Origin of the sequence: Sphingomonas sp. TX0543 (genome assembly GCF_048565505.1) — a bacterium.
Taxonomy (GTDB): domain Bacteria; phylum Pseudomonadota; class Alphaproteobacteria; order Sphingomonadales; family Sphingomonadaceae; genus Sphingomonas.
Genome location: NZ_JBLZUS010000002.1, coordinates 2,673,151 through 2,698,160, shown reverse-complemented (window position 1 = coordinate 2,698,160; position 25,010 = coordinate 2,673,151). Strand labels below are relative to the sequence as shown.

Genomic DNA, 25,010 nt, shown 5'->3' with positions numbered 1-25,010 from the left:
GTTTTCCTGTCGGAACGATATCCGCGCCCGGCGATTGAGCCGGGGCGGAGTGGGAAGAAGGATCACCTATGAAAATCGGCATCGTCGGCCTCGGCCGGATGGGCGGCAACATCGCGCGGCGACTGATGCGCGGCGGGCACGAATGCGTCGTGTGGGATCGCAGCGCCGATGCGGTCAAGGAGCTGGCCGGCGAGGGCGCGATCGCGGCTGAGTCGCTCGATGACATGAGCGGCAAGCTTGCCGATCCGGCGATCTGGTGGGTTATGCTGCCGGCCGGCGATCCGACCGAGCAGACCATCGCCGCGATCGGCGCGAAGGCGGCGTCGGGCACGATCATCATCGACGGCGGCAACACATTCTGGAAGGATGATATCCGCCGTGCCAAGTCGCTGTCCGACAAGGGCGTGCACTATGTCGATGTCGGCACCTCCGGCGGGGTCTGGGGGCTGGAGCGCGGCTTCTGCATGATGATCGGCGGCGACAAGGATGCCGTCGATACGCTTGATCCGATTTTCGATACGCTCGCGCCGGGACTCGGCACAGTTCCGCGTACACCTGATCGCGAGGCTCATCCGGATGAGGATCCCCGCGCCGAAAAGGGTTATATTCACGCCGGCCCGGTTGGCGCGGGCCATTTCGTGAAGATGGTCCACAACGGCATCGAATATGGCCTGATGCAGGCTTATGCCGAGGGCTTCGACGTGCTCTACGGCCGGAACGCGCCGAAGCTGCCCGACGACGAGAAGTTCGATTTCAACATGGCGGACATCGCCGAGGTGTGGCGGCGTGGTTCGGTCGTGTCGTCTTGGCTTCTCGATCTCACCGCTGCGGCGCTGGCGAAAGACCCCAAGCTCTCGCAATTCTCCGGGCATGTCGCGGATTCCGGCGAGGGACGGTGGACGATCGATGCGGCGATGGAGCAATCCACCCCGGTCGCGGTGCTGACGACGGCGCTGTTTGCGCGCTATCGCAGCCGGATCGACGCGATGTATGGCGACAAGCTGCTTTCCGCGATGCGCTACGGCTTCGGCGGCCACGTCGAGATTCCGCAATGATGCTGGTGGTCTGCGATGTCGATGGAACCCTGGTCGACAAGCAGAAGAAGTTGACCGACGCCACGGCTGCGGCGGTGAAGCGCCTGCGTGCGGCGGGGGTTGAATTCACGATCATCAGCGCGCGCCCGATGTCCGGCATGATGCCGATCGCCGAGCGACTGGAACTTGACGTCCCGATGGGTGCTTTCAACGGCGGAATCGTTTTCCGGCGCGATGGCACGATCAGCGAACATCATATGGTGCCGATCGAGGTCGCGCGCGGTGCTTTCGCTGCTGCCGCCGAAGCCGCTGTCGATCGCTGGGTGTTCGCGGACAACCGTTGGTATGCTTCCACCGATCAGGGCCTTCACGTCGAGCACGAGCGGCTGGCGTCGAACCAGCAGCCGATTGTTCGTGCAGACTTCAGCGACTTGCTCGACCGCGCGGACAAGATCACCTTCGTCAGTGACGACGCGGCGCTGCTGAAGGATCTGGCCAACAAGGTGGAGCCGTTGGCCGCCGCCGCCACGATCGTCCAGTCGCAGACCTATTATCTCGATATCACCGCCGGGGCCGGCAACAAGGGCAACGGCATCACCGCGCTGACGCAGGCGATCGGGGTGTCGCTTTCCCACACGGTGGCGATCGGCGATCAGGCCAACGACCTCGCGATGTTCGCGCGCGCTGGCCGCTCGATCGCGATGGGCAATGCCACCGATGCGGTGAAGGCGCAGGCGGACGATGTGACAACCGCGAACGACGCCGATGGCGTCGCGCATGCGATCGACAAATTCATCCTTGGGAGAATGATGTGAAGCAACTCGTGGCGTTCGATCTTGATGGCACGCTCGCAGAAAGCAAACAGGCGATCCAGCCGGATATGGCGGAGGCGCTGGCGGAGCTGCTCGGCGTGGCGAACGTCGCGGTGATTTCCGGCGGGGATTGGCCGCAGTTCGACAAGCAGGTCGCCTCGCGCCTGCCCGCGCATGCCGACCGTGCCAGGCTGTGGTTGATGCCGACCACCGGCACAAAGCTCTACACGTTTCGCGACGGCCAGTGGGGCGTCGTCTATGCCGAGCTTTTCTCCGATGAGGAGAAGAAGAAGATTGTCGATGCGTTCACCGCCAGCCTGGAAGCGACCGGCTTCGTGCCGGAGCAGACGTGGGGCGAGCGGATCGAGGATCGTGGCAGCCAGATCACCTTTTCCGCGCTAGGCCAGCAGGCGCCGCTCGAGGCGAAGGAGAAATGGGATCCCGATTTCGCCAAGCGCAAGGTGATCCAGGCTGATCTGCGCCAGCGCCTGCCAGGGCTGGCGATCAACATGGGCGGCGCCACCTCGATCGACATCACGCGCGAGGGCGTGGACAAGGCTTATGGCCTCAAGAAACTGCGCGACGAGAGCGGCATCCCGCTGGATGCGATGATGTTCGTCGGCGATGCGATCTTCCCGGGCGGCAACGACTATCCGGCGAAGGAACTCGGGCTGGATACGGTGCGCGTGCGCGATCCGAAAGAAACGCTGGGTGTGATCGCCACGGTGGTCGCCTGCCAGAAGTGAAGCGGGGAGGGGGGTCAGTGCCCCTCCGCCGCGATCGCCCGGGCGCGATCGCCCAGCCGCGCCACGGCGGCGGCGTGTATGCCCGGGGTTGAAACCACCATGCCGAAGGCGCGCGGATCGGGCTTGTTGAAGGTGAGCGGCGCGCCGAATGCGTCACTGGTGGTGGCCCCGGCCTCCGACGCGATCAGCGCGGCTGCGGCGATATCCCATTCGTTGCCCCAGCGCAGCGTCACCACCAGATCCGCGCGATCATCCGCAACCATTGCCATGCGCAGCGCGATCGAATTGGGTTTTTCCACCGTCACCAGATCGCTGTCTACGTTGGGCAGCACATCGGTGGGAACGCGCGCGCCGGGGAAGATCATGCGATTTCCGGCGCGAACGCCCGCGCCGTTCAGCGTGGCGCCCGCTCCGGTGGCTGCGCGCCACACTTCGCCCCGCGCCGGCGCATCGAGCACGGCAAGCGTCGCTTCCCCCATCTCCACCAGCGCGATCGACACGGCCCAGCCGGGCCTTCCGCGGATATAGTCTCGGGTGCCGTCGATCGGATCGACCACCCATACGCGGCTGCGCGAGAGCCGTTCGGGATTGTCGGCGGTTTCTTCCGACAGCCACCCCGCATCGGGCAGCAATGCCATCAGGCGGGCGCGGAGCATGGCGTCGATATCGAGATCCACCTCGCATACCGGGCTGCCCGGCACTTTCTCCCACCGCGCGAAATCGGTGCGCCAACGGGCAAGCGCCATCGCGCCGGCCTCCCGGGCGATGCCCGCGACCGCGTCGGCAAGGCGCGGGTCAGCCACCGGCGACGGTCATCCCGTCAATGCGTAGTGTTGGCGCGTTCGTGCCGTAACGAAATTCCAGGTCGTTGGCCGGGGTCAGCTGGCGGAACATCTCCCGCAGGTTGCCCGCCACCGTGAATTCGGCCACCGGCCGCGTGATCGCGCCATCCTCGATCAGGAAACCCGCCGCGCCACGGCTGTAATCGCCGGTTACGCCGTTCACGCCCTGGCCGATCAGTTCGATGACGTACACGCCGCGCGCGATATCGCCGATCAGGGTTTCGACCGGGATGTGGCCGTTTTCCATATAGAGGTTGCTGGTCGAAACGCCCGGGGCGCCGCTGACACCGCGGGCGGCATGCCCGGTCGGCTCCAGCCCGAGCTGACGGGCGGAAGCGGTTTCGAGCAGCCACGTTTCCAGCACCCCGTCCTCGACCAGCGCCACCGGCGATACCGGCAGACCTTCTCCGTCGAAGGGGCGCGAGCGCAAACCGTGCGGACGATGCGGATCGTCGCAGATGCGGATTCCATCGGCGAACACTTTGGTGCCCAGCGCGTCGAGCAGGAAGCTCGTCCGCCGGGCGATCGACTGGCCCGATATCGCGCCGGTCAGATGGCCGAGCAGGCTCATCCCCACGCGCGGAGCGAACACCACCGGCATGGCGCCGCTTTCCACCTTGCCGGGATCGAGCCGCGCGACGGCGCGTTCGCCCGCTTCGCGGCCGATCGTTTCCGGCGAATCCAGCCGATTGCGATGGCGCGTGGAGTGGAAGGCGTAATCGCGCTGCATTCCGCCGCCTTCGCCCGCGATCACGCTGGCGGAGGTGCTGAAGCCGGTCGTGCCGTATCCGCCCGAAAATCCGTGGCTGGTGGCAAGCGCGATCACGCTCCGCGAGGCGCTGGCCCCGCCGCCCTCGCTGTTGGTGACACCGGGAACGGCGCGGGCGGCGTCTTCGGCGGCGGCGGCGATCTCGCGCAGCTCCGCTGGCGAAACCTCGCTCTTGTCCTCCAGATCGAGCGCGGGCGGCGTGCCGCGCATCAGCCGCGCTTCCGGGGCGAGGCCGGACCAGCGATCCTCCGGCGCCTCACGCGCCATCGCCACCGCGCGTTCGACCAGCGCGTCCATTGCCGCGGAGGAAAGATCGGAGGTGGAAACGCTCGCCGAGCGTTGCCCGACGAACACCCGCAATCCCAGATCCTCGCTTTCCGAACGGCCGACGTCCTCCAGTTCGCCGAGACGAACCGAAACATCGCTGGAGGCGTCGGCGGCGAACACCGCATCGGCTGCATCGGCGCCGGCGCGCATCGCCCGGGCCACGATATCCTGTGCGCGATCGCGCGCCTGGTCTGAAGTAAGCATCGCCGATGACTTAGGGCGAGGTTCCGCCGGATGCTAGTGCGGCAGCCGCCCCACGTTGCGCTACAAGCGCCAGAACCGCGCGCTTTTCCGCGTCACCCATCGTGGACCAGCGCGCGATCTCGTCGATCGTGCGGAAGCAGCCGAGGCACTGCCCGGTTTTCCGGTCCATCGTGCACACCAGCGTGCACGGCGATTGCGGCGCGCCGGTCGTCACGTCATGCGCCTCGATTGGCATGGTTGCCCGGCGCGACCCCGATCAGCTGGTTATCGATATGCTGAGGAAGCTGGGAACCGGCCCGTTCCATCCCTCGTCAGTCGCATGATCGCGCTGCTCGTGCCGACGACGCGGCGGTTGTGACGCATGTTCGGCGTCGCGGCTGTCGCTGCGCGGGGCTTCTGCCTCCTGCGCGCGCGCTCCCACGCTGCCGGCCGTGCGCTGCGCCGTCTGCTCGCCGGCGCGCTGGCCGCGATTGCGGCGGCGTGCGCGCGGCTTGTCGTCGGCAGTGGCGATATGCTGCTCTTCCGCATCTTTTGCAGGGGCGGCGACGCGGGGGATCTTCTGACCGGTGAGCTTTTCGATATTCTCGATATTCTCGGCATCGTCCGCGCCGACGAAGGTGTAGGCGATGCCTGTTGCGCCCGCCCGGCCGGTGCGCCCGATGCGATGGACGTAATCGTCGGGGTGCCACGGCGCATCGAAATTGAAGACGTGGCTCACGCCCTTGATATCCAGCCCGCGCGCGGCGACGTCGGAGGCGACGAGGATGTTCACGTCGCCCAGCTTGAAACGCTCCAGCTCCGCGATCCGCGCCGACTGCTCCATGTCACCGTGGATCTCGCTGGAGGCGAAGCCGTGCTTCTGAAGGCTCTTGTTGAGCTCCCGCACGGTCGTCTTGCGGTTGCAGAAGATGATCGCGGTGCGCACTTCCTCGGTCCGCAGCAGGCGGCGCAGCGTATCCCGCTTGTCGAAGGCGGAGCCTTTCACCGGCACCACCCATTGGGCGATGTTGATGTTGGTCGATGCGGGCCGCGCGACCTCGATCGTTTTCGGGTTGGTCAGGAAGCGATCCGCCAGCTTCTTGATCGGTGGCGGCATCGTCGCGGAAAAGAGCAGCGTCTGGCGCGTGGCGGGAAGCTTTGTGCAGATCGTCTCGATATCGGGAATGAAGCCCATGTCGAGCATCCGGTCCGCCTCGTCGATGACGAGCATGCTGCACCCGGTGAGCAGGATTTTGCCGCGCTCGAACAGGTCCATCAGGCGGCCCGGCGTTGCGATCAGCACGTCGACGCCTTTTTCCAGCGCCTTCACCTGATCGCCCATCTGCACGCCGCCGATCAGAAGCGCCATCGAGAGCTTGTGATATTTGCCGTAGGTCTCGAAATTCTCCGCGACCTGCGCGGCAAGTTCGCGCGTTGGTTCCAGGATCAGGCTGCGCGGCATCCGCGCGCGGCTCCGTCCCTGGGCGAGGATGTCGATCATCGGAAGCACGAACGAGGCTGTCTTGCCCGTTCCCGTCTGCGCGATGCCGATGATATCGCGCATCATCAGTACGGACGGTATCGCCGACGCCTGGATCGGAGTCGGTTCGTTGTAGCCGGTATCGGCTACGGCGCGGAGCAGTTCATCTGACAGGCCGAGATCGGCGAAGCTCATGGCAATTCCGAGAAAGAGCAATGGGTGCACCCATGGGTCACCCTGATGCTGGCGGAACGCGATTGCGCCGGAAAAGTCAAGTTTTTGTGCAACGCAGCGGGCAATGCGCCGGGCTAGCGACGGGGCACGAGCGCCCTGAAGTACGCGATTTCGCAACGCGCCCCCGATCGCGAGCGCAAGGCATCGCGTTTCGCACAGATCATTCCGTCTCCCGTCCGCTTCAGATAGAAGCCGGTATAGAACTTCAGCGTCGGGCAGGCGTCGTCGAGCTTGGCGCGCAGTCTCCGCCCGTCGATCGTTTCGAGATCGACGTCGCCCTCGTTCATCCTCGCAGCGACAATCGAGTCCGCCGGAACACATTTGGGCGCGGATTGCTCGCGCCATCTGGCGGGCGGCGGCGGCGCTGGACGGTATAGCGGACGGGGGGGCTCGGGCGATGAATCCACGCGCGGAATGCGGATGATCATCCGTTCGCGGATGATGACCTGCGCCCATTGCGTTCCCGCCATGTCATCCGCGTCCGGCGCGCGCGCGGATACGAGCAGCGGCATCGCGGCGAGGATCGGGAGCAGGGGCAGGGCGCGCTTTGACATGGGCAAACAGGCTGGACGTGAGCGATGGGATTTGAACGATACATGAATTGCGTGCGATAAATGCGACATGACACCAGCCCAGACCGCTCTGCTCGAAACGCTGGCGGGGCAAATCCCGGCCCGCGCGATCATCACCGATGCTGCCGCCATCGCGCCGCTGGAGACGGATTGGCGCGGGCGCTGGCATGGCCATGCGCCGGTGATGTTCCAGCCCGCCAGCACGCTGGAGGTCTCGACGATCGTCGCGGCTGCCGCCGCGCTGCGGGTTCCCCTCGTGCCGCAGGGAGGGAATACCTCGATGGTCGGGGGCGCGACGCCGCCGGCAGACGGCAGCGCGGCGATCCTCTCGACGCGGCGGATGAACGCGCTCCGCCGGCTCGATGCGGCCGCGGGGCTGGTCGTCGCGGAGGCGGGGGTGATCCTGTCCGATCTTCACGCTGCGGCGCTGGAGCGCGGGCAGCGTTTCCCGCTGTCGCTCGGCGCGAAGGGGTCGGCAACGGTCGGCGGACTGGTTTCGACCAATGCGGGCGGCACGCAGGTGCTCCGTTTCGGCACGATGCGCGGGCTGGTCGCAGGGATCGAGGTGGTGCTCCCCGATGGTCAGATCCATGACGGGCTGGACGCGCTCAAGAAGGACAATCGCGGCTATGATCTCACGCAGTTGCTGATCGGGGGCGAGGGGACGCTGGGTGTCGTGACCGCGGCGACGCTGCGGCTGGTGCCGGCGGTCGCGGCGCGCGCGGTCGCCTGGGTGGGGCTGGCGGACCCGGCCGCCGCGCTGGCGCTGCTGCGTCGTTTCCAGCGCGCGAGCAACGATGTGGAAAGCTTTGAACTGTTGCCCGGTGAATTGCTTGGCGCGGTGCTGCGCCATATCCCCGGCACGCGCTCGCCGCTGGAAAGCGCGCATCCGTGGCACGCGCTGGTCGAGGTGACGGCGGCCGATTCGCAGGCGGAGCCGCCCGCCGCGATCGTTGAGCGCGTGCTGGCGGCCGCGCTTGCCGATGGCGTCATCGCCGATGCGTCGATCGCGGCGAGCGAAGCGCAGGCCGACGCCTTCTGGCGCATCCGCGAATCGATTTCCGACGCGGAGCGCGCAACCGGCCCTGCCGCGCAGCACGATATCTCGGTGCCGGTGGAGGCGATGCCGCGCTTCATGATCGAGGCGGCGGCGGCATGCGAGGCGCGCTTCCCCGGCACCCACGCCTCGGGTTTCGGGCATCTGGGTGACGGCAACGTTCATTTCCACGTGCGCGCGCCGGCCGGTGCCGATGCCGCGCGCTGGTTTGCCGAAGAGGCGCCGGTGGTGACGCGCTTCGTCGGCGATCTGGTCGTGGCGGCGGGCGGCTCGATCTCGGCTGAGCACGGCATCGGGCAAATGAAGCTTGCCGAGCTTGAGCGGCTGTCCTCGCCCGCGCGCATGGCCGCGTTGCGGGCGATCAAGCACGCGATCGACCCGTACGGGATCATGAACCCCGGCAAGCTCGTCGCGCTTGCGCCGCGCGGGCAGGGCGAATAGGGCCGCTCGATCCGGGCCGTGTCGGCCTGATACTGATTTCGATACTGGAGAGAATGATGGCCAGTGCGCCGCAGCAGCTTCCGCTTTTCTACAACGGCCTGGAGCCGCTTTCGAGCGATCTGCACGCCAATTATCGCCTCCGGCCCGCCAATGCCGCGCCGTTCCTGCAGCATCAGCATGCGATCCCGGTAACGGTCGAGGAGTTTCCGCTGGTCCAGCGCTTCATGCCGATCGTCTTCACCGCGGGCGACGATGCCGTGCCGATCGCGCTGATGGGCCTGAACGAGGGCGTGAACGTCTTCATCGATGCGGAAGGGAAGCTGACCGAGGACAATTTCTACGTCCCGGCCTATATCCGCCGCTATCCCTTCATGCTCGCGCGTCTGCGCCCCGACGCGGACGAATTGTCGCTCTGCTTCGATCCGACCGCTGATACGATCGGCGCATTCGATGAAGGCGAGGCGCTGTTCGATGGCACGCAGCCGAGCGAATTCACCCGCAACATCCTGTCGTTCAACGAATCTTTCGAGCAGGCGGGCGCGCGCACCGGCGGCTTCGTGCAGGAACTTCGCGAGATGGACCTGCTGATGGAGGGCGAGGTTTCCATCCAGCATGACGGCTACGAGCAGCCGTTCGTCTATCGCGGCTTCCAGATGGTCAACGAAGAGAAGCTTGCGGATCTGCGCGGTGACCAGCTTCGCAAGATGTCCAAATCGGGCATGCTGCCGCTTATCTACGCCCACCTCTTCTCGCTGGCCCTGATGCGGGATATCTTCGTCCGTCAGGTCAATCTCGGTCTCGTGCCGCAGCCCAATCTGATTGTCTGAATGGAGATGACGACGCGATGACCAGACCGTTTGTTGGCGCTCGCTATTCCGGTGTGGCGATCGCGCTTCACTGGCTCATCGCGTTTTTCGTCATCGTCAATCTGCTCATCGGCATCGGGCATGATTCCGTGCCGATGCTGCGCGCGTGGATGCCCGGTCACAAGTCGATCGGCATCACCGTGCTTGTGCTCACGCTGCTGCGGCTCGGCTGGCGGCTGGCGCATCGCGCGCCGCCGCTGCCGCCTGAACTGGCGGGATGGGAACGAGCCGCCGCGCAACTTGTGCACGGCCTTTTCTATGCGGTGCTGTTGCTCCTGCCGCTATCCGGCTGGGCGATGGTTTCCTCGCCGGAGCACAGGCGGCCGCTGGACTGGTTCGGCGCGTTCGACATCCCGTTTCTCCCGGTTTCGCGTGTCACCGCCAATCTCGGCGGCGACGCGCATGGGGTGCTGGGATGGCTGATGCTCGGGCTGGTGGTGGTGCATATCGCCGCCGCGCTGCGCCATCAGTTTCTCCTTCGCGACAACCTCGTCGCGCGGATGCTGCCACGGTCTGGATGATAAAAGCGATCGGTTGAGCTAATTGCTCTTGAAACCAAATCCACCCATCATATGTTGTAGCCGTACAGCGCAGTGTTCCCCCCTTTCACGGCGCTGTATGACACGCTCAGGCGTGTCTCCTCCCTGAACCTTGGCCACCTCGCGTGTATTCGCGAGGTGGTTTTTTTTGTGGGTTACTCGGCGGCGAGTGCCGGCGCGGAATCGCATGCTTCGTCGGTCAGTGCGTCTATAATTCCGCGCACCAGTCGGACGATCGCGTCGAAATTGGCGCCAGGCTTGTCGAACGTGCTGTCAAGATACAGCGACCGATCGAGTTCGAGCTGAATGGCATGAATATGCGTGGCCGGGTTGCCATGCCGTTCCAGGATGTGGCCACCGGCGTAGGGGACATTGCGACTGTACCGCAGACCTTCCGTGCTCACGACCGATTCCACGCGGCGGACGAAGCGCACGCTGCTGGAGCGACCGAAGCGATCGCCCGTGACGATCCGCGCGTTGCCTTGCAGGATCGGCGGCATCGAATGAAGATCGAGCAATACTGCGCAGCCGAACCGGTCCCGTGCCAGTCTCAGCGTCTCGCGCAGCGCCGCGTGATACGGCCGGTGATCGGCGAGAATGCGCGCTGCAATCTCCTCGCCTGGAAAACGTCGTCGCCACAATTCGCCTGCCCGCGCCGTGCGCCGCGGTACGATTCCAAGCCCGCCACGCACCTTCGTGCTGGGTGCTCCCGGCGGCGCACCCTCATCGACGCCCGGATCACGCTCATGCTCTGCGCGGTTGAGATCGATCCAGGCTCGTCCCAGCCGCTGGATCAGCAGCGTTTCGCCCGCGCTCGCCGCCAGCGCGATCGCATCGACATGGCGGTCCTCCAAAGTGGCCAGGAGTTCGCTCGGCACGCGCAGGTTCGCACGCAGGGAGAGCGGATAATCGCGCCCCGCGTGGGGCACCGAGATTACCACTGGGCTTTCCGGTATTTCCGGGCCGACAATATCGAAGGATCGCGTCATTCTTGCATCAGCCTATGGCACAGCGCGACTGGTCGCAACGGGGCGCGGGCGGATGGATTTTCTTAATGTGTTGCGGCATATTGGCAGCCCCGACGAGGCACGGCCAGATACGAGGACCGACAACCCACCATGATCAGGATACTACTGGCCGAGGACGATCAGGTGATGCGCGAATATCTTACCCGCGCGCTTGAGCGTTCGGGCTATGCGGTATCGGCGGTCGATCGTGGCACGGCGGCGATTCCGCTGATCGAGGCGGAGCGATTCGATCTGCTGCTCACGGATATCGTGATGCCGGAAATGGATGGGATCGAGCTGGCGCAGAAAGCGGCCGATATCGCGCCGGACATGCGCGTCATGTTCATCACCGGCTTCGCGGCGGTGACGCTGAAGGCCGGCAGGGCGATGCCGCAGGCGCGTGTTTTGTCGAAGCCGTTTCACCTGCGAGATCTCGTGCTCGAAGTCGATCGCATGTTCGAAGCCGATAATGTGAGCGGCCTGAACTAAATCGCGCTGCGCCGCTTGCGTGGTCGGAATCTCCTCGCTAAAGGCCCCACTCCCGTGGGCGTGTAGCTCAGTGGTAGAGCACTGTGTTGACATCGCAGGGGTCGCAAGTTCAATCCTTGCCACGCCCACCATCGAAAGCCCCGCTGCCCGATCCGGGTGGCGGGGCTTTTGCTTTGATGGTCGGCAGTGGCCGATGAACATCTAACGCAAACGCTGTAGATATTGCGCGTCGGGCGTTTCGGATGTCTTGAAACCCAAGGCGCCGTCCGGGAACGGCAAAGCCCCTCTCGAACCGTCGCAGAAGGCTGCGGGCCTCGATCGTGCCGGGTTTGTGCCGATCTGCCGTTTGCGAAAGGCCGCCGGTTGCGGCCTTGGTGGAAGGGACTGGATTCGAACCAGTGTACGCTCACGCGGGCAGATTTACAGTCTGCTGCCTTTAACCACTCGGCCACCCTTCCAATGGGGCCGCTTCATCAAAGCGAGGGCGCCCAATGCCGAAGCCGGCGGTCGCTGTCAACGCACTGGTTTTCATGACCGACGCGCGGCATAGGGCGCGCAACAAAATAATTCCCGCAGGGAAGGGGTACCGCACATGCGCCATCTGTTGCTCGCCGCGACCGCTATTATCGCTACGCCAGTCCAAGCCCACGATAACGCAGACATCGCCAGGATCATTGACGAAGGCATAAGCCATTCTCAGGTGATGCTGACGGCTCAACATCTGAGTGACGTGATCGGCCCGCGCCTCACAAACTCGCCCGCTATGCGTACGGCGGAGGAATGGACACAGAAGAAGTATCGCGAATGGGGTCTGAAGAACGTTCACAAGGAAGGATATCTTTTCGGCCGCGGTTGGTGGATCGAGAAATCCAGTGTGCGGATGGTTTCGCCTCGTCCGATCCAGCTTACAGCGATCCCGATTGCCTGGACTCCACCGACGAAGGGCACGATCAGTGCCCCGATTTTCGTCGCGCCAATGCAGCGCGCACGCGATTTCGCGCAATACAGGGGAAAGCTCAGTGGCAAGATTGTGCTGGTTTCCCAGCCCGGCGCCGGATCGGAGAGTACGACGGCGCCATTCCATCGCTATACTGGTGATGAGCTGGCGAAGCTCGACGAATTCGAGCAGGCTAAATACGACCCGGAAGCCGACAAGCGGACGCTGGAGCGTTCCGACTTCGAGAAGCAGCGCGACGCCTTTCTGAAAGAAGAGGGTGCTCTCGCATATGCCACCATCTCGTATCGCGATGGCCTGCTGTTGCACGGCGAGGGCTATATGTTCGAGGCGGGTAAATCGCCGTCGCTGCCGGGCGTGCAGATCGCTGCCGAGGATTATCGACGACTCGCGCGACTTGCGAAGATCGCGGCCGCGCCGACGCTCGAAATCGACAGCGTGACGCACTATGACGACAGCGACGTCAAAGCGTACAACATTTTCGCAGAGATTCCCGGCACCGATCCCAAGGCTGGTTATGTTATGGCCGGGGCGCATCTCGACAGCTGGGTCGCCGGGGACGGAGCGACAGACAATGGCGCGGGCTCCGCGATGATAATGGAGGCTGCGCGAATACTCTCCACCATTGGCGTGCGCCCAAAGCGCACTATCCGCTTCGCGCTGTGGAGCGGGGAAGAGCAGGCGCTGCTTGGCAGCCTGGCGTGGGTGGAAAAGAACCTCGCCACGCGCGGCGGGCCGAACGATCCGCCGCTGACGGGAGAACGCCGTTACTATGAATGGCCGAAGCGCTGGCCGATCAACAAGCAGCCGGGCTACGACGCGCTCGCCGGCTATTTCAATATCGACAACGGTTCCGGAAAGTTGCGCGGCATCTATGCCGAGAACAACCCAGCGGCGGCGCGAATCTTCGCCGACTGGATGGCGCCCTTCCGCTCGATGGGGATGACGCAGGTGGCGGTCGCGCCGACCGACGGCACAGATCACGTCTTCATGCAGGCTGTTGGTGCGCCCGGTTTTCAGTTCATCCAGGATCCACTGGACTATGAGACGCGCACCCACCATTCATCTGCCGACACCTACGACCATCTGAAGGCGGACGACATGCGACAAGGGGCGACGATCCTCGCCTCGTTTCTGCTGAACGCGGCCAATGCCGAAAAGCCCTTGCCGCGCTCACCGTTGCCGACCAAGCCGGTCGTTACCGATCCATTTGCTTACCCGGACAACAATTGATGACCCGTCGCGGACACCGCCCTTCCCAGCCCTCCGGCGGTCGCCCGCGATTCTGGGGCAGGCACGCCGTGATAGCTGCATTGGCGAACCCGGAGCGCGTGGTGCGCAAGATCTGGGGAACGCGTGAAGCGCTTGCGGCGCTTGATCTGCCGCCGGTGTTGCCGGTCGTCTATGCTGATGTCGCCGATCTCGGGCGGATGGTGCCCAATGATGCACCGCATCAAGGGCTGGTAGCCGAGGTCGACCCGCTGGAGGAAATATGGCTGGGCGATCTCTTAGAGCGGGGGAAGGATGATCGCCGACCTTTGGTGGTGCTCGATCAGGTCACTGATCCGCACAATGTTGGTGCCATCATGCGCTCGGCCGCAGCGTTCGATGCGCTTGGAATCATCACGCAGGATCGTCACGCGCCGCCCGAATCCGGCGTTCTGGCTCGCTCCGCCTCAGGGGCATTGGAAACCGTACCATGGGTGAGGGTGGTCAACCTTGCTCGCGCACTGGATGAGATTGCCGAAGCAGGTTTTTGGCGTATCGGCTTGACCGGCCGTGCCCCGCAGACGCTGGCTCAAGCTATGGGCGAGGCGCGCATCGCGATCGTACTTGGTGCGGAGGGCGAGGGGATGCGCCAGAATACCGAGGCGCATTGCGACCAGCTTGCAAAGCTGCCGATCTCCCCCAAAGTGGAAAGCTTGAACGTGTCCAATGCCGCCGCGATCGCGCTTTATGCGGTGACGGTGCGGGGATAATTTCAAAGGCGCGATACGGCGAAGTCGCGCCTTTGAAGCTTCTGCACTATCGCGGCTTCGCCGCTTAGTCTTCTTCGGCGATGCGGATCTTCAGTCCATCAAGTGCATCGGTGAACGGGATCTGACATGACAGGCGCGAGGTTTCGTTCCGGTCACTGGAAGAATCGAGCAGGTCGTTCTCATCCTCACTCATAGGCGGCAGTTTGGCCGCAAATTCCGGGTCGACATGTACGTGGCAGGTGGCGCAGCTACAGCAACCGCCGCACAGCGCTAGGATCTCATCGATGCCGCCGTCGCGGATAACTTCCATCACAGACAGGCCTGCATCGCCGTCCAACTCGCGTTCTTCCCCATTCCGCGTAACGACGATAAGCTTCGGCATCATGCTCTCCGTGAATTTCTCCCCGACCCATGCCTTCGTTCGCGCGCGCCTGCAATGGGGCTGAACAAGGAAGCGCTGCATTCAGCGATCGACGCGCTTGGCTCGATCGAGCCGAGATTTGCCGCTGCTCTTGCCCGCGTCGGCTACCCGGAGCCGCGGATTCGCGCACCCGGTTACGCCACCTTGCTGCGGACGATCGTGGGGCAGCAGGTGAGCGTGAAGGCAGCGGACGCGGTGTGGCGCAAGCTCGAGGCGCAGATCGGTGATCCGACAGATCCGAAAATCATCGCGCGTGCCAGCGATGAGGATTTGCGCGCCTGTGGTTTCTCGCGACAGAAATCGGGCTATGCCCGCAGCCTGGCGGAAGAGGTGCTGAGTTGCCGTCTCGATCTCGCCAACCTTCCGGCGGACGATGAAGAGGCGATTGCAGACCTCATTCGTGTGAAAGGGATCGGGCGCTGGTCCGCCGAAATCTATCTGCTGTTCGCTGAAGGGCGACCCGATATCTGGCCGGCAGGCGATCTCGCCGTGCAGATCGAAGTAGGGCGGATCCTTGGCCATGAGACTCGGCCTAGCGAGAAATTGACGCGAGAGTTGGCGGAGGCTTGGCGACCGTATCGCGGTGCGGCTGCAATCTTCACCTGGCATCATTACGGCGCTGGGAAGGACGCCGCTCCCGTCTGACCGGTGAGGGCGCGGGTTTCCAAACCTGCGTCTGGCAGAACATTGCGACGCAACCCTGCACGTTGAGCGAGCCATCGGGTTGCGGCTGCCGGTCGACTTGAATGTCTTGCCCCGACGCGGATCACAAATCTGGCCACGCCACTCCTTGCCGTTATCTGTAAGCCGGTAAAGAATCTGGATGCTGCGCATCGGACGCGACCGCAGAGCAGGATCGGGATACTTGATATCCCGCTCGTGGCTTTGCGTACTCGGCCTGACGATCGTGGCGAGCTTGCCGCACATCGGTGCGACACGTGGCGCGCGCGCGATGATGCCCGATCCGTCCGCCGTATGCTGCGTAGCGACAATAAGGGAGAAGACGGCGCGCTATCAGGGAAACCTGCCTTTGGGCAGCGCGCGGGCTGGCCGCTTTTAAGTGCGCTCCTCCGATAGCCAAATCGCGGTTGAACCACATCGTACCCTCCCGCATGGATGCGCGGATGAACCGGCTCCCTATCGACGTCAGGCGCTCGCTGCCGGAAAGCCATGGCACGATCACCGTGCCGCATGGTGCAGGCTTCGTGCGTAAGCTGCTTGCCTTCACTGGCCCGGGCTGGCTGGTGGCGGTCGGCTACATGGACCCGGGCAACTGGGCGACCGATATCGCGGGTGGCTCTGCTTTTGGCTACGCGCTGCTCTCCGTCGTGCTTCTGTCGAACCTGATGGCGATTGTGCTTCAGGCGCTGGCCGCTCGGTTGGGTATCGGGGCGGGAATGGATCTCGCCCAGGCCTGCCGCGCGCATTACCCTCGCGGTGTTGCGCTGGCGCTGTGGCTGCTATGCGAGATCGCGATCATCGCGTGCGATCTCGCCGAGGTGCTGGGTACGGCGATCGCACTGCAATTGCTGTTTGGCCTGCCGCTGGTCGCCGGCGTGTGCGTGACCGCGCTCGACGTTTTCCTAATCCTGGCGCTGCAGCGTTTTGGATTCCGGCGGTTGGAAGCGGTTATCGCCGCATTGCTCATCATCATCGCCGGCTGTTTCACCCTGGAACTTATCTGGGCGGGGCCGGACTGGCGCGCGGCTGCGGGGGGCGTGGTGCCAACTGCGGAAATCGTCCGCAATCCCGCGATGCTGTATATTGCGATCGGCATCCTGGGCGCGACAGTGATGCCCCACAACCTGTACCTCCATTCCGCCATCGTGCAGACGCGGGCGTTCGGGCAGAGCGAGCGCGACAGGCGCGAGGCGATCCGCTTGGCGACGGTGGACTCGACGGTTTCGCTAGGGCTAGCCTTCTTCATAAATGCCGCCATCCTGATCCTGGCGGCGGCCACCTTTCATGTCGCCGGGCGCACCGACGTAGCGGAAATCGCAGACGCGCACCGGTTGCTCGCGCCGATGCTTGGCGTGGGGGCAGCGAGCACGGTATTCGCCATCGCGCTGTTGGCGAGCGGGCAGAATTCCACTGTCACCGGAACGCTGGCGGGCCAGATTGTAATGGAAGGGTTTCTTCACCTGCGGCTGCCGGCATGGGCGCGGCGGCTGGTGACACGCGGACTGGCGCTCTTGCCGGCGATCGCGGTCGTGATGACGATGGGCGATGAAGGCGCGACGCGGTTGCTGCTATTGAGCCAGGTGGTTCTAAGCATGCAATTGCCGTTCGCGGTGGTGCCGCTGGTTGCCTTCACCGGCAGCGCGACTGTCATGGGCGCACATATCGCACCGCGCTGGCTTGCCGCCCTTGCCTGGTCAGTGGCGGGCCTGATCGTGCTGCTGAACGCGGTCCTGCTGTGGGGTATAGCTTTCGGCTGACGTCAGCCGATCAGGCGCGCCGCGATAGCTTCGCGCCGGGCGCCATCCACCTCCAGCACTTGCTCCGCATAGTTTTGGATGTTTCCGTGCCGCTCCCGAATCGAGGCGAATGCGGTGTGGAGATAATCGGCCTCTACCGACATTAGCGCGATGATCGCCTCGTCAGTCATCTGTTGACCATAGTTTGCGCGCATAGACGCTGCGGCGCTGGCAATGCGGCGCTCGGGATTGCCGGCGGTGTTCGTGAGCAGATAATCCGCCATGATATCGTCCTCACCCACGCCGAGCAGGCTGTGGAGCAATGCAGCCGCCAGTCCCGTGCGATCCTTTCCGGCCAGGCAGTGGAGCAGGCTCGCGCCATCTCGCGTGGCCAGCGCCTTAAAATAAAGGGTCAGCGTGCGGATCAGTACGTCGCGATATGGCATCGAGACGTAAAGCTCCTGCATCGCTGCACGAGCCTCTTCTGCTGTTGCGACCCCCTTCGCGGCCTGCTGATGAGGAGCAAGCTTGCTTCCAGCGGTCTCGCCAGGCGCGAACAGGACAGTACCGTCGAACGCGCCATGTCGGCGGCATGGCGCGACGCGACGCTCGCTATCCCCACGCAGATCGATGATAGTGGCGATCCGAAGCGACGCCACACCATCGAGATCGTCCGCGGTCGCATCGCCATGCTGGCCCGATCGCCACAATAAGCCGGCCCGAATCTTTCCGGACGGCGTGTGATAGCCACCATAATCGCGGAAGTTGTGGATACCCTGGAAGCTCAGCACACGCTCGTTCATGCGCGCTAGCTAACGAAAATATGTGACGATGTTAAGCGAGTCGGCTTAGGATTCCTCTCCGCGATACTTGATTTCCAGATAACGGCCGCGGGTCGCGAGCGTATCGAGATCGCCCTGCGCCAGCTCCTCCGACATTTGCCCGATCTCGCGCTCGATCAACTCCAATCCGTCAATTAACTGGCGATCGGGCGTCTTCCCGTTGCGCGGTGTAGCACGAAGCGCACGGGGAACGCGCTGGTAGTCGCGAACGAATTCGGGCAATTGTTCGCCTACCAGCCGGCGGATTTCGGCGGTCGCTGGTGTCTCTTCATGGAGCGCGGCCAGCTGCGCGCCCAGCGTATCCAGCCGCACGCCGATCCTGTCCGTAACCAATACCGCGGGCGCGGGAAGGCCGGGCCTTTGAGAATCCAGCCAACGCGCAGTTTGCGTCGGGAGCGCGCGGATATCCGTCTGGCGTAGCCGTTCAGGTGCGATCGGTGCATCGGCCGGCCATACCGCCAGCATCGCCGTCACCGCGAGCAACAGCGCCATCACCGCTGTCGCGCCCATGATGCCGAGCGGAACGATAAGGCCGATCACGAACGCGCCGCTCAGGATCGCTGCGTCGGCGATCGCGATCCGGGTCAACCGCTTGCCGAGCCGCTTCGCGCCAGCGCTGCGGCGACGACGGGTGAGATAGGTGGCGTCGTAGCGCGCGCCCGTGATGCGCTCATAAGCGGCGCGGGCGGCGGCGATCGTCTGATCGGAAGTGTCGCTCACACCGACTCCAGCTTGAAATTATCCTGCGGGGCCGAAACCTGGTTCTGCGCGGCTCCTTCGGCACGAGCGATATAACCCTTTGACTTCTCGACCTCGCGGCCGAGCGTGTCGACGGTCGTTTTCATCGAATCGAGCGCCTTCATCTTGAACGTGTCGATCGCGTCCATCGTGTCATAGATGTTCTGAAACGCTCGCTGGAGGGTTTCGAGCGGGATCGCGGAGGATGCCGCCTGCTCGTGGATGCGCGCGGTGTTCGAACGCAGCAGCTTGCCGGTAGAGTCGATGATGTTCGCGGTGGTGGTATTGAGCTGGGTGATCTGATCCAGCACCAGTTTCTGATTGGTCATCGCCTGCGCGACGGTGACGGCCGTGCGCAGTGCCGATACGGTGGTTGTGGACGCGCGATCGACGCCCTTGATAAGCTCGACGTTGTTCTTCTTGACCAGATCGAGCGCGAGATATCCCTGCACTGTCACCGCCATCTGCGTTAGCAGATCCTGCGTGCGCTGGCGGGCGTAAAACAAGGCGGTTTCGCGAATCGCCTTCGCCTTGGCCGGGTCGGTAGCGTCGAGCTGGTTGGCCTTGTCTTCGAGCCTGCTGTCCATCAGCTTCGATAGGTGGATCATCTGCTCCAGCCGGCCCATCGCCGACCACAGGTTCGCTCGCTCGGTATCGATCGCGGCATTGTCCATCAATAGCTCGTCCTTGCCGGAGGCGAGGCTGCGCAGGATCGAGGATATGTGCGTCTGGCTCGATTTGTAGGTATCAAAATAATTCCGCATCTTATTGCCGAACGGGATGATCCCGAACAGCTTCTGCGGCGCGGTAAGATTGCCTTTTCGGCCTGGATCGAGATCCTCGACTACGCGGCGAAGCTGCGCGAGATCCTTGCCCACGCCGGTTTCTTGATCCATTGCGCGCACAGGGCGATCGAGAAACCGGTTTGACTGGCCGGCCGCGTCGCGGATCTCCTTTGCTCCCATTGCGGTAATAGCATCGACACGCTTGCCGAATTCGGGCGAGTTCGCATCCTGCGCCACCAGTTGATCGACGAAATGATCGACCCGCTCCTCGAGCTTCGATTTGGTGCCGTCATCGACCGGGACGAGGCCGGCCGCCTGCGCGGTCGCGACCGTCGGTACGGGATCGGGCGGCGTCAGCTTCAGCGCAGGCTCTGCGTTGGTCGTCTCGGGTGTCGTCGCCATCTTTTCCTCCAGCGGTGCAAGAGCATGGCCTGCCTGCGCACCGCATTCAACTGTATTGCATATGTAACACGCTTGTGGATCGGTTCAACGATAACGACGAAGCACTGAAATTATTTCGGGACAGGCGATATCATCACGTCCAACGCAGCCGCGTCGCTCCCGGCGATCTGAAGCAGGTAGCGCCCCGGCTTCAGATCGAAATCCACCATCTTGCGGATGCCGCTGCATGCGGGGCCGTGGCTGTGCGCCACGGATGGCAGCGATTTGCCGTCCCGGACCACATCCACCCAGGCAGATCCGCCCAGCGCGACGCGATAGCGCCCGGCCTTCGTGGCGAAAAATCCTAGCAATCCGCCGTTGGCGCCTCCTTGGGGGAGCTTGGCCGGCGGGACGGCGTAATTGACCTGCGCCACGGGAAACAGCCCGGTCAGCGCGCGCGATCCTGTCGGGATCAGCGCCTTCGTCGTGTCGCGCGGGCGCAGTACGCTGGCGATCTGGATGGTGCGCGACCATCCCGACATGCCCGCGGGCGGAGCAGCGGGACCGGGGCAGGCGACGGAGTTGTTCACCGCAACCGGCGCGCCTTGCGCGAGCACCAAGAGTAACGGCAGAAGCGAGCTTGGCATCTTCGGGCTCTCCATGAAACAGTCATTCGCGCTGGGTCTAGCCGCAATGCAGCAGATGCGCTATCGGCGCGCACAACGCCGCGTGCTTTGCGGCCATTCCAGGAATTACGATGAATCTGCGCAATATCGCCATCATCGCGCACGTCGATCATGGCAAAACCACCCTTGTGGACCAGCTTTTCCGCCAGTCTGGCACGTTTCGAGACAATCAGCGCGTCGAGGAGCGCGCGATGGATTCGAACGATCTGGAAAAGGAACGTGGCATCACGATCCTTGCGAAGCCCACCTCGATCGACTGGGAGGGGATCCGTATCAACATCGTTGATACGCCCGGACACGCCGATTTCGGCGGCGAGGTGGAGCGCATCCTGTCGATGGTCGATGGCGTGATCCTGCTGGTCGATTCGGCCGAGGGGGCGATGCCGCAGACGAAGTTCGTAACCGGCAAGGCGCTGGCGCTTGGTCTCCGCCCGATCGTTGTGGTCAACAAGGTCGACCGCAGCGACGCGCGCATCCAGGAAGTGCTCGACGAAGTCTTCGATCTGTTCGTGACGCTGGACGCGACCGACGAGCAGCTTGATTTTCCCGTGCTCTATGCCTCGGGCCGCAACGGCTACGCCTCCACTGACATGCATGCCCGTGAAGGCACGCTGACCCCGATGTTCGAGACCATCGTCAGCCACGTCCCACCGCCCAACCTTGACGAGAACGCACCTTTCACGTTCCTGGTGACGTTGCTCGATCGCGACAATTTCCTCGGTCGGATCCTTACCGGCAGGGTGAATTCGGGCACGGTGAAGCTCAATCAGCCGATCCATGCGCTCGATAACGATGGCAAGATCGTTGAAACGGGTCGTGCATCCAAGATCATGTCGTTCCGCGGTCTTGATCGCGTGCCGGTTGACGAGGCGAGGGCTGGCGACATTATCTCGATGGCCGGCCTGACTGTTGCAACCGTTTCCAATACGATCGCCGATACCAGCGTATCCGAACCGCTCCATGCGCAGCCGATCGATCCGCCGACCCTGTCAATGCGCTTCGCGGTGAACGATTCGCCGATGGCGGGGCGCGAGGGCAGCAAGGTGACGTCGCGGATGATCCGTGATCGCCTGTTTCGTGAAGCGGAGTCGAACGTCGCGATCAAGGTGACCGAGGCCGCCGACCGCGACAGCTACGAAGTCGCCGGGCGCGGGGAGCTTCAGCTTGGCGTGCTGATCGAGACGATGCGACGCGAAGGCTTCGAGCTCGGCATCAGCCGCCCGCGGGTGCTGTTCAGCGAGGATGAGGCCGGCAACAAGACCGAGCCGTACGAGATCGTCATCATCGACGTGGACGACGAATATTCGGGCACGGTCGTCGAGAAAATGAACCTGCGCAAAGCCGAGATGACCGACATGCGCCCGTCGGGTGGTGGCAAGACCCGTATCACCTTCTCCGCCCCGTCGCGCGGGATGATCGGCTATCACGGCGAGTTCCTGTCGGACACGCGTGGAACAGGCATCATGAACCGGCTGTTTGAGAAATATGGTCCGCACAGGGGGAAGATCGAGGGCCGCAAGAACGGCGTGCTTATCTCGAACGGCGCCGGTGAGGCCAATTCCTATGCCCTCGGCCCGCTTGAGGAGCGCGGCATTCTCTTCGTCGGCCATGGCGAGGCGCTTTATGAAGGCATGATCATCGGCGAGAACGCCAAGACGGATGACCTCGAGGTCAATCCCATGAAGGCGAAGCAGCTCACCAACTTCCGCGCTAGCGGCGGCAAGGACGATGCGATCCGCCTGACCCCGCCGAAGAAGATGACGCTCGAACAGGCCATCGCCTATATCGACGATGACGAGATGGTGGAGGTGACGCCCAAGTCGATCCGCCTGCGCAAGCGGCACCTCGATCCGCACGAGCGCAAGCGTGCGTCGCGTGCCAAACAGGCGGCCTGACGGTTCGGCTTCGGCCGGAACAGCGGATTAGAAAAAGGGCGGGTTGGCTGATGCCATCCCGCCCTTTTCGTTTTGCCGGGCCAATCAAACCGGGGCGGGTCGCTCGGCGATCCGCCCCGGCTGACGATCAGTTGAACTTGCCTGATACCGAGACGCCGATGACGCGCGGCTCGTTGAATACCGCGGCCATATAATTTTCGATAACACCCTTGAGGTTTTGCTCGTTGGTGACGTTGCGCGCGAACGCGGCGATCTCATACTTCTTGTCCGGCGTGGTGAAGCCAGCCTTCAGACCGAGTTCGAGATTGCCGTTCGAATAGAATTCCCTCGTCCGGTAAAGCACGAAATTCGTGTAGCCTTGTACGTTGGCGTCGGCTCCCACGAAGAAGTTGCCGCCATTGCCGAGCGGGATGTCATACCGCACCGCGCCGTCGATATTGAACGTCGGGGCATTGGGGAGCGGGTTGCCGTTGATCGAGGCGAAATAGGTCGTGCCCGTGCCGCTGCCCTTTGTGAAGGCGATCGGGTTGAGCACCGTGCAGACCATTACGCCGTTGAGGCTGCAAACCTGCGCATAGGCGTTGGGATCCTTGATCTTGGAATGCAGCGCGCTGCCGCCCAGGGTGAAGGTGATGTTGCGGATCGGCCGCCACTCCGCCTCCGCCTCGATGCCATAGGCATTCGCATGATTGGCATTGAACAACACGCCCGATCCGTTGCTGTCGTTACCGTTCAGCTGGATATTCTTGACGGTGTAGGCAAAGGCGGTGGCGTTGAAGCGCAGGTTGGACGTTGGCTGCGATTTGAAGCCCGCTTCGTACGACATGATCGTCTCTGAATCAGCGGTGGTGAACGGCGAGTTGAATACCGCCGAACGCCCCTGGATCGTCGGGCCACGGAAACCGCGTGCCACTCGGGCATAAAGGTTAACGGACGGATCGATCGCGTACAGCGCCGAGATGTCCCAGCTCGGTTCCTTGCCGACAAGCCGCACATCAGTCGGCGCGGTCGGGTTGAACCGCTTGAACTGGTCAACCGTCCCGGTCGGGTCGAACACGGGCTTGATCAGGGCGGTGCGTTTGCGATCCTCTGTGTAACGCGCGCCGGCGGTCAGCGTCAGCTTGTCGATCGTATAGCTGGCCTGACCGAACACCGCCCATGACGTGTTAACGTCGCGCAGACGGACCCAGTTGTTCGGGTTGTTGGCGGGTGGCGTAAGGAAATAGGTCCGCTGGTAGAAGTCGGTAATGTCGCGACTGTCGAAGTAGAAGCCGCCGAACTGCCATTTGAAGGGCGAGTTGCCACTGGAGGCGAGTCGCAATTCCTGCGTCCACTGGTCCAGCCCGCGCAGATAACCTTCACTCTGCCCAAAGCCGTTGGGGTTGCCGTTGAACGGATAGTTCGCGGCAGCGCCGCCGTCCGTATCGCCACGGCTATAGCCCGAGGAGTGCTCATAGGCGGTTATCGAGGTCAGCGTCGCGCCGCCGAAATTCCACGCTGCGCGAACGGAGGCGCCCTGCGTCTTGTAGGCCTGCGGATTGTTCGCGGCTTCGTCATAGGAAACCACATCGCGCGGCTCGGCCTGGACGTTGTTCGAGCCCTTCCTGAGCGCGGCGCGGTGGAACAGGGTCGACGTGCCGTCATAGTCGCGGACATGGCCCGAGACATCGACCGAGAAACTGTCGGACGGGGTGAACAGCAATTGAAGGCGGGCGTTGCGGTCGTTGAAGCCGCCCATCACATCCTTGCCGCCCTTGGTGCCGTCCGCGCTGGAGCCGGTGTAGTTGTTGCTGACCCAGTTGTCGCGGTGCTGCCATAGGCCAGAGACGCGGAAGGCGAGCTTGTCCGCGATAATCGGCCCGCCGAGGCCCACGTCCGCCGAAACCGTGTTGTACGTGCCCCATGAGGCGGAGCCCCGACCTTCCCAGTCCATCGTCGGCTTGTTCGTGTCGAACTTGATGATGCCGGCGGTTGTATTGCGGCCGAACAGCGAGCCCTGCGGGCCGCGCAACACTTCGACCTGCGCCACGTCGTAGACCGGGTTGGACTTCAGCACGACGTGCTCCAGCACCACATCGTCCTGGATGATCGATACCGGTTGCGATGCGCCGAGGTAGAAATCGACGTTGCCGAGGCCGCGGATGTAGAAGCGCGGGAAGATCCGGCCGGTCGTCGTCTCGATATAAAGGCTGGGTACGCGGCCAGAGAGCGCCAGGATGTCTTCGCCGGCGGACTGAAAGGTCCGCAGGTCCGTGCCGCTGACGGCGGCCACGGAGACCGGTACGCGCTGAAGGTTTTCGCTGCGTCGCTCGGCCGTGACGACGATGTCGCTCAATCCCTCGCTATCCGAGGCGGCAGGGGCGACGTTATCGACGGCCTGGGCATTCGCGGGAGTGGCGAAAATGGCAAGGCCGGCGGTCACGCCCGCGAGCAGCGCGGGGCGAAAACGGTGACGAATGGACACGGTGGTTCCCTCTTTGATTATGTTTCCCGGGTGGATCGGGAGACGGGGG

General features: G+C 63.7%; 24 protein-coding genes, 2 tRNA genes and 1 pseudogene. 13 read left to right on the top strand and 14 right to left on the bottom strand.

Annotation, left to right across the window (positions count from 1 at the left end; all coding sequences use genetic code 11):
• Positions 1-68 precede the first annotated feature (68 nt).
• The 3 genes from gnd to ACM61V_RS13560 are packed head-to-tail and all read left to right on the top strand — an operon-like array spanning position 69 to position 2,592.
• On the top strand, positions 69-1,055 hold the full coding sequence (gene gnd / locus ACM61V_RS13570; RefSeq protein WP_137787646.1) for a phosphogluconate dehydrogenase (NAD(+)-dependent, decarboxylating): 987 nt from the start codon (positions 69-71) through the stop codon (positions 1,053-1,055).
• A complete protein-coding gene (locus ACM61V_RS13565; RefSeq protein ID WP_137787645.1) occupies positions 1,052-1,849 on the top strand; it encodes a Cof-type HAD-IIB family hydrolase in 798 nt (265 codons plus the stop codon). Before gnd ends, ACM61V_RS13565 begins: the two co-directional genes overlap by 4 nt.
• The gene (locus tag ACM61V_RS13560; RefSeq protein WP_137787644.1) at positions 1,846-2,592 is read left to right on the top strand and encodes an HAD-IIB family hydrolase; all 747 of its coding nucleotides are present in this window, start codon (positions 1,846-1,848) and stop codon (positions 2,590-2,592) included. Before ACM61V_RS13565 ends, ACM61V_RS13560 begins: the two co-directional genes overlap by 4 nt.
• Before the next feature lie 14 nt (positions 2,593-2,606).
• Here ACM61V_RS13560 and ACM61V_RS13555 read toward each other — a convergent pair whose 3' ends face one another.
• From ACM61V_RS13555 to ACM61V_RS13535, 5 genes are all read right to left on the bottom strand, one after another.
• Entirely contained in the window at positions 2,607-3,395 is a 789-nt protein-coding gene (locus ACM61V_RS13555; protein ID WP_137787643.1) for a 3'(2'),5'-bisphosphate nucleotidase CysQ, read from the bottom strand.
• Entirely contained in the window at positions 3,388-4,734 is a 1,347-nt protein-coding gene (locus ACM61V_RS13550) for a TldD/PmbA family protein (protein WP_137787642.1), read from the bottom strand. The genes ACM61V_RS13555 and ACM61V_RS13550 overlap by 8 nt, the downstream gene beginning before the upstream one ends.
• Before the next feature lie 10 nt (positions 4,735-4,744).
• Positions 4,745-4,969 (bottom strand): DUF1289 domain-containing protein, encoded by a 225-nt coding sequence (locus ACM61V_RS13545; RefSeq protein ID WP_137787641.1) that lies wholly within the window; start codon positions 4,967-4,969, stop codon positions 4,745-4,747.
• 21 nt (positions 4,970-4,990) lie between these two features.
• Entirely contained in the window at positions 4,991-6,388 is a 1,398-nt protein-coding gene (locus tag ACM61V_RS13540) for a DEAD/DEAH box helicase (protein ID WP_137787640.1), read from the bottom strand.
• A 113-nt stretch (positions 6,389-6,501) separates the two neighbouring features.
• A complete protein-coding gene (locus ACM61V_RS13535; protein WP_137787639.1) occupies positions 6,502-6,981 on the bottom strand; it encodes a hypothetical protein in 480 nt (159 codons plus the stop codon).
• 67 nt (positions 6,982-7,048) lie between these two features.
• On the opposite strand from ACM61V_RS13535, the gene ACM61V_RS13530 reads away from it, so the two are divergent.
• Genes ACM61V_RS13530 through ACM61V_RS13520 form a run of 3 tightly spaced genes read left to right on the top strand, consistent with a single transcriptional unit; the run spans position 7,049 to position 9,884 of the window.
• A complete protein-coding gene (locus ACM61V_RS13530; RefSeq protein WP_419714067.1) occupies positions 7,049-8,497 on the top strand; it encodes an FAD-binding oxidoreductase in 1,449 nt (482 codons plus the stop codon).
• Between the two features lie 56 nt (positions 8,498-8,553).
• On the top strand, positions 8,554-9,324 hold the full coding sequence (locus tag ACM61V_RS13525; protein ID WP_137787637.1) for a SapC family protein: 771 nt from the start codon (positions 8,554-8,556) through the stop codon (positions 9,322-9,324).
• A gap of 17 nt (positions 9,325-9,341) precedes the next feature.
• Positions 9,342-9,884, top strand: a complete 543-nt coding sequence (locus tag ACM61V_RS13520) for a cytochrome b (RefSeq protein ID WP_137787636.1) — start codon at positions 9,342-9,344, stop codon at positions 9,882-9,884.
• A 173-nt stretch (positions 9,885-10,057) separates the two neighbouring features.
• On the opposite strand, the gene ACM61V_RS13515 is transcribed toward ACM61V_RS13520, so the two are convergent.
• Positions 10,058-10,891: an N-formylglutamate amidohydrolase gene (locus tag ACM61V_RS13515; RefSeq protein ID WP_137787635.1), complete on the bottom strand. Its 834-nt coding sequence runs from the start codon at positions 10,889-10,891 to the stop codon at positions 10,058-10,060.
• Between the two features lie 129 nt (positions 10,892-11,020).
• On the opposite strand from ACM61V_RS13515, the gene cpdR reads away from it, so the two are divergent.
• Together cpdR and ACM61V_RS13505 are read left to right on the top strand one after the other, a co-directional pair.
• Positions 11,021-11,398 carry a cell cycle two-component system response regulator CpdR gene (gene cpdR, locus ACM61V_RS13510; RefSeq protein WP_137787634.1) on the top strand — a complete coding sequence of 126 codons (378 nt, stop codon included), beginning with the start codon at positions 11,021-11,023 and terminating at the stop codon, positions 11,396-11,398.
• A gap of 56 nt (positions 11,399-11,454) precedes the next feature.
• Positions 11,455-11,529, top strand: a tRNA-Val gene (locus ACM61V_RS13505).
• Positions 11,530-11,770: 241 nt separating this feature from the next.
• Here ACM61V_RS13505 and ACM61V_RS13500 read toward each other — a convergent pair.
• Positions 11,771-11,856 (bottom strand) — tRNA-Tyr (locus tag ACM61V_RS13500).
• A gap of 134 nt (positions 11,857-11,990) precedes the next feature.
• Here ACM61V_RS13500 and ACM61V_RS13495 point away from each other — a divergent pair.
• Together ACM61V_RS13495 and rlmB are read left to right on the top strand one after the other, a co-directional pair.
• Positions 11,991-13,586, top strand: coding sequence for a M20/M25/M40 family metallo-hydrolase (locus ACM61V_RS13495; protein ID WP_419714066.1), 1,596 nt, complete (start codon positions 11,991-11,993; stop codon positions 13,584-13,586).
• On the top strand, positions 13,586-14,332 hold the full coding sequence (rlmB, locus tag ACM61V_RS13490; RefSeq protein ID WP_137787632.1) for a 23S rRNA (guanosine(2251)-2'-O)-methyltransferase RlmB: 747 nt from the start codon (positions 13,586-13,588) through the stop codon (positions 14,330-14,332). The genes ACM61V_RS13495 and rlmB overlap by 1 nt, the downstream gene beginning before the upstream one ends.
• 64 nt (positions 14,333-14,396) lie before the next feature.
• Here the strand turns inward: rlmB and ACM61V_RS13485 are convergent, their stop codons facing one another.
• Positions 14,397-14,714 (bottom strand): 2Fe-2S iron-sulfur cluster-binding protein, encoded by a 318-nt coding sequence (locus ACM61V_RS13485; protein ID WP_137787631.1) that lies wholly within the window; start codon positions 14,712-14,714, stop codon positions 14,397-14,399.
• 54 nt (positions 14,715-14,768) lie between these two features.
• Here ACM61V_RS13485 and ACM61V_RS13480 point away from each other — a divergent pair, with 54 nt between their 5' ends.
• Positions 14,769-15,398: a DNA-3-methyladenine glycosylase family protein gene (locus ACM61V_RS13480; protein WP_419714065.1), complete on the top strand. Its 630-nt coding sequence runs from the start codon at positions 14,769-14,771 to the stop codon at positions 15,396-15,398.
• A 96-nt stretch (positions 15,399-15,494) separates the two neighbouring features.
• On the opposite strand, the pseudogene ACM61V_RS13475 reads toward ACM61V_RS13480, so the two are convergent.
• Positions 15,495-15,710 (bottom strand): annotated as a pseudogene (locus tag ACM61V_RS13475) (DUF2147 domain-containing protein); the annotation flags it as partial.
• 167 nt (positions 15,711-15,877) lie between these two features.
• Here ACM61V_RS13475 and ACM61V_RS13470 point away from each other — a divergent pair.
• Positions 15,878-17,191 carry an Nramp family divalent metal transporter gene (locus ACM61V_RS13470; RefSeq protein WP_419714064.1) on the top strand — a complete coding sequence of 438 codons (1,314 nt, stop codon included), beginning with the start codon at positions 15,878-15,880 and terminating at the stop codon, positions 17,189-17,191.
• Positions 17,192-17,193: 2 nt separating this feature from the next.
• On the opposite strand, the gene ACM61V_RS13465 is transcribed toward ACM61V_RS13470, so the two are convergent.
• The 4 genes from ACM61V_RS13465 to ACM61V_RS13450 form a co-directional block, all read right to left on the bottom strand.
• Entirely contained in the window at positions 17,194-17,973 is a 780-nt protein-coding gene (locus tag ACM61V_RS13465) for a tyrosine-protein phosphatase (protein WP_137787628.1), read from the bottom strand.
• A gap of 45 nt (positions 17,974-18,018) precedes the next feature.
• Positions 18,019-18,732: a hypothetical protein gene (locus ACM61V_RS13460; protein ID WP_137787627.1), complete on the bottom strand. Its 714-nt coding sequence runs from the start codon at positions 18,730-18,732 to the stop codon at positions 18,019-18,021.
• Positions 18,729-19,937, bottom strand: coding sequence for a toxic anion resistance protein (locus tag ACM61V_RS13455; RefSeq protein WP_137787626.1), 1,209 nt, complete (start codon positions 19,935-19,937; stop codon positions 18,729-18,731). Before ACM61V_RS13455 ends, ACM61V_RS13460 begins: the two co-directional genes overlap by 4 nt.
• Before the next feature lie 110 nt (positions 19,938-20,047).
• Positions 20,048-20,563: a hypothetical protein gene (locus ACM61V_RS13450; RefSeq protein ID WP_212742213.1), complete on the bottom strand. Its 516-nt coding sequence runs from the start codon at positions 20,561-20,563 to the stop codon at positions 20,048-20,050.
• Positions 20,564-20,673: 110 nt separating this feature from the next.
• On the opposite strand from ACM61V_RS13450, the gene typA reads away from it, so the two are divergent.
• Complete coding sequence (typA, locus tag ACM61V_RS13445; protein ID WP_137787625.1) at positions 20,674-22,497, top strand: translational GTPase TypA; 1,824 nt, start codon at positions 20,674-20,676, stop codon at positions 22,495-22,497.
• A 127-nt stretch (positions 22,498-22,624) separates the two neighbouring features.
• On the opposite strand, the gene ACM61V_RS13440 is transcribed toward typA, so the two are convergent.
• The gene (locus tag ACM61V_RS13440; RefSeq protein ID WP_249341637.1) at positions 22,625-24,961 is read right to left on the bottom strand and encodes a TonB-dependent receptor; all 2,337 of its coding nucleotides are present in this window, start codon (positions 24,959-24,961) and stop codon (positions 22,625-22,627) included.
• Between the last annotated feature and the right edge of the window lie 49 nt (positions 24,962-25,010).

What these genes read in the sequence shown, in the direction of transcription:
- ACM61V_RS13485 (WP_137787631.1), bottom strand. Translation starts at nt 14,714, where the DNA reads ATGCCGAAGCTTATCGTCGTTACGCGGAATGGGGAAGAACGCGAGTTG.
- ACM61V_RS13450 (WP_212742213.1), bottom strand. Translation starts at nt 20,563, where the DNA reads ATGCCAAGCTCGCTTCTGCCGTTACTCTTGGTGCTCGCGCAAGGCGCG.
- ACM61V_RS13515 (WP_137787635.1), bottom strand. Translation starts at nt 10,891, where the DNA reads ATGACGCGATCCTTCGATATTGTCGGCCCGGAAATACCGGAAAGCCCA.
- typA (WP_137787625.1), top strand. Translation starts at nt 20,674, where the DNA reads ATGAATCTGCGCAATATCGCCATCATCGCGCACGTCGATCATGGCAAA.
- ACM61V_RS13495 (WP_419714066.1), top strand. Translation starts at nt 11,991, where the DNA reads ATGCGCCATCTGTTGCTCGCCGCGACCGCTATTATCGCTACGCCAGTC.
- ACM61V_RS13520 (WP_137787636.1), top strand. Translation starts at nt 9,342, where the DNA reads ATGACCAGACCGTTTGTTGGCGCTCGCTATTCCGGTGTGGCGATCGCG.
- ACM61V_RS13470 (WP_419714064.1), top strand. Translation starts at nt 15,878, where the DNA reads ATGAACCGGCTCCCTATCGACGTCAGGCGCTCGCTGCCGGAAAGCCAT.
- ACM61V_RS13530 (WP_419714067.1), top strand. Translation starts at nt 7,049, where the DNA reads ATGACACCAGCCCAGACCGCTCTGCTCGAAACGCTGGCGGGGCAAATC.
- ACM61V_RS13525 (WP_137787637.1), top strand. Translation starts at nt 8,554, where the DNA reads ATGGCCAGTGCGCCGCAGCAGCTTCCGCTTTTCTACAACGGCCTGGAG.
- ACM61V_RS13550 (WP_137787642.1), bottom strand. Translation starts at nt 4,734, where the DNA reads ATGCTTACTTCAGACCAGGCGCGCGATCGCGCACAGGATATCGTGGCC.
- ACM61V_RS13465 (WP_137787628.1), bottom strand. Translation starts at nt 17,973, where the DNA reads ATGAACGAGCGTGTGCTGAGCTTCCAGGGTATCCACAACTTCCGCGAT.
- ACM61V_RS13455 (WP_137787626.1), bottom strand. Translation starts at nt 19,937, where the DNA reads ATGGCGACGACACCCGAGACGACCAACGCAGAGCCTGCGCTGAAGCTG.
- ACM61V_RS13540 (WP_137787640.1), bottom strand. Translation starts at nt 6,388, where the DNA reads ATGAGCTTCGCCGATCTCGGCCTGTCAGATGAACTGCTCCGCGCCGTA.
- ACM61V_RS13535 (WP_137787639.1), bottom strand. Translation starts at nt 6,981, where the DNA reads ATGTCAAAGCGCGCCCTGCCCCTGCTCCCGATCCTCGCCGCGATGCCG.
- gnd (WP_137787646.1), top strand. Translation starts at nt 69, where the DNA reads ATGAAAATCGGCATCGTCGGCCTCGGCCGGATGGGCGGCAACATCGCG.
- ACM61V_RS13480 (WP_419714065.1), top strand. Translation starts at nt 14,769, where the DNA reads ATGGGGCTGAACAAGGAAGCGCTGCATTCAGCGATCGACGCGCTTGGC.
- ACM61V_RS13565 (WP_137787645.1), top strand. Translation starts at nt 1,052, where the DNA reads ATGATGCTGGTGGTCTGCGATGTCGATGGAACCCTGGTCGACAAGCAG.
- cpdR (WP_137787634.1), top strand. Translation starts at nt 11,021, where the DNA reads ATGATCAGGATACTACTGGCCGAGGACGATCAGGTGATGCGCGAATAT.
- rlmB (WP_137787632.1), top strand. Translation starts at nt 13,586, where the DNA reads ATGACCCGTCGCGGACACCGCCCTTCCCAGCCCTCCGGCGGTCGCCCG.
- ACM61V_RS13545 (WP_137787641.1), bottom strand. Translation starts at nt 4,969, where the DNA reads ATGCCAATCGAGGCGCATGACGTGACGACCGGCGCGCCGCAATCGCCG.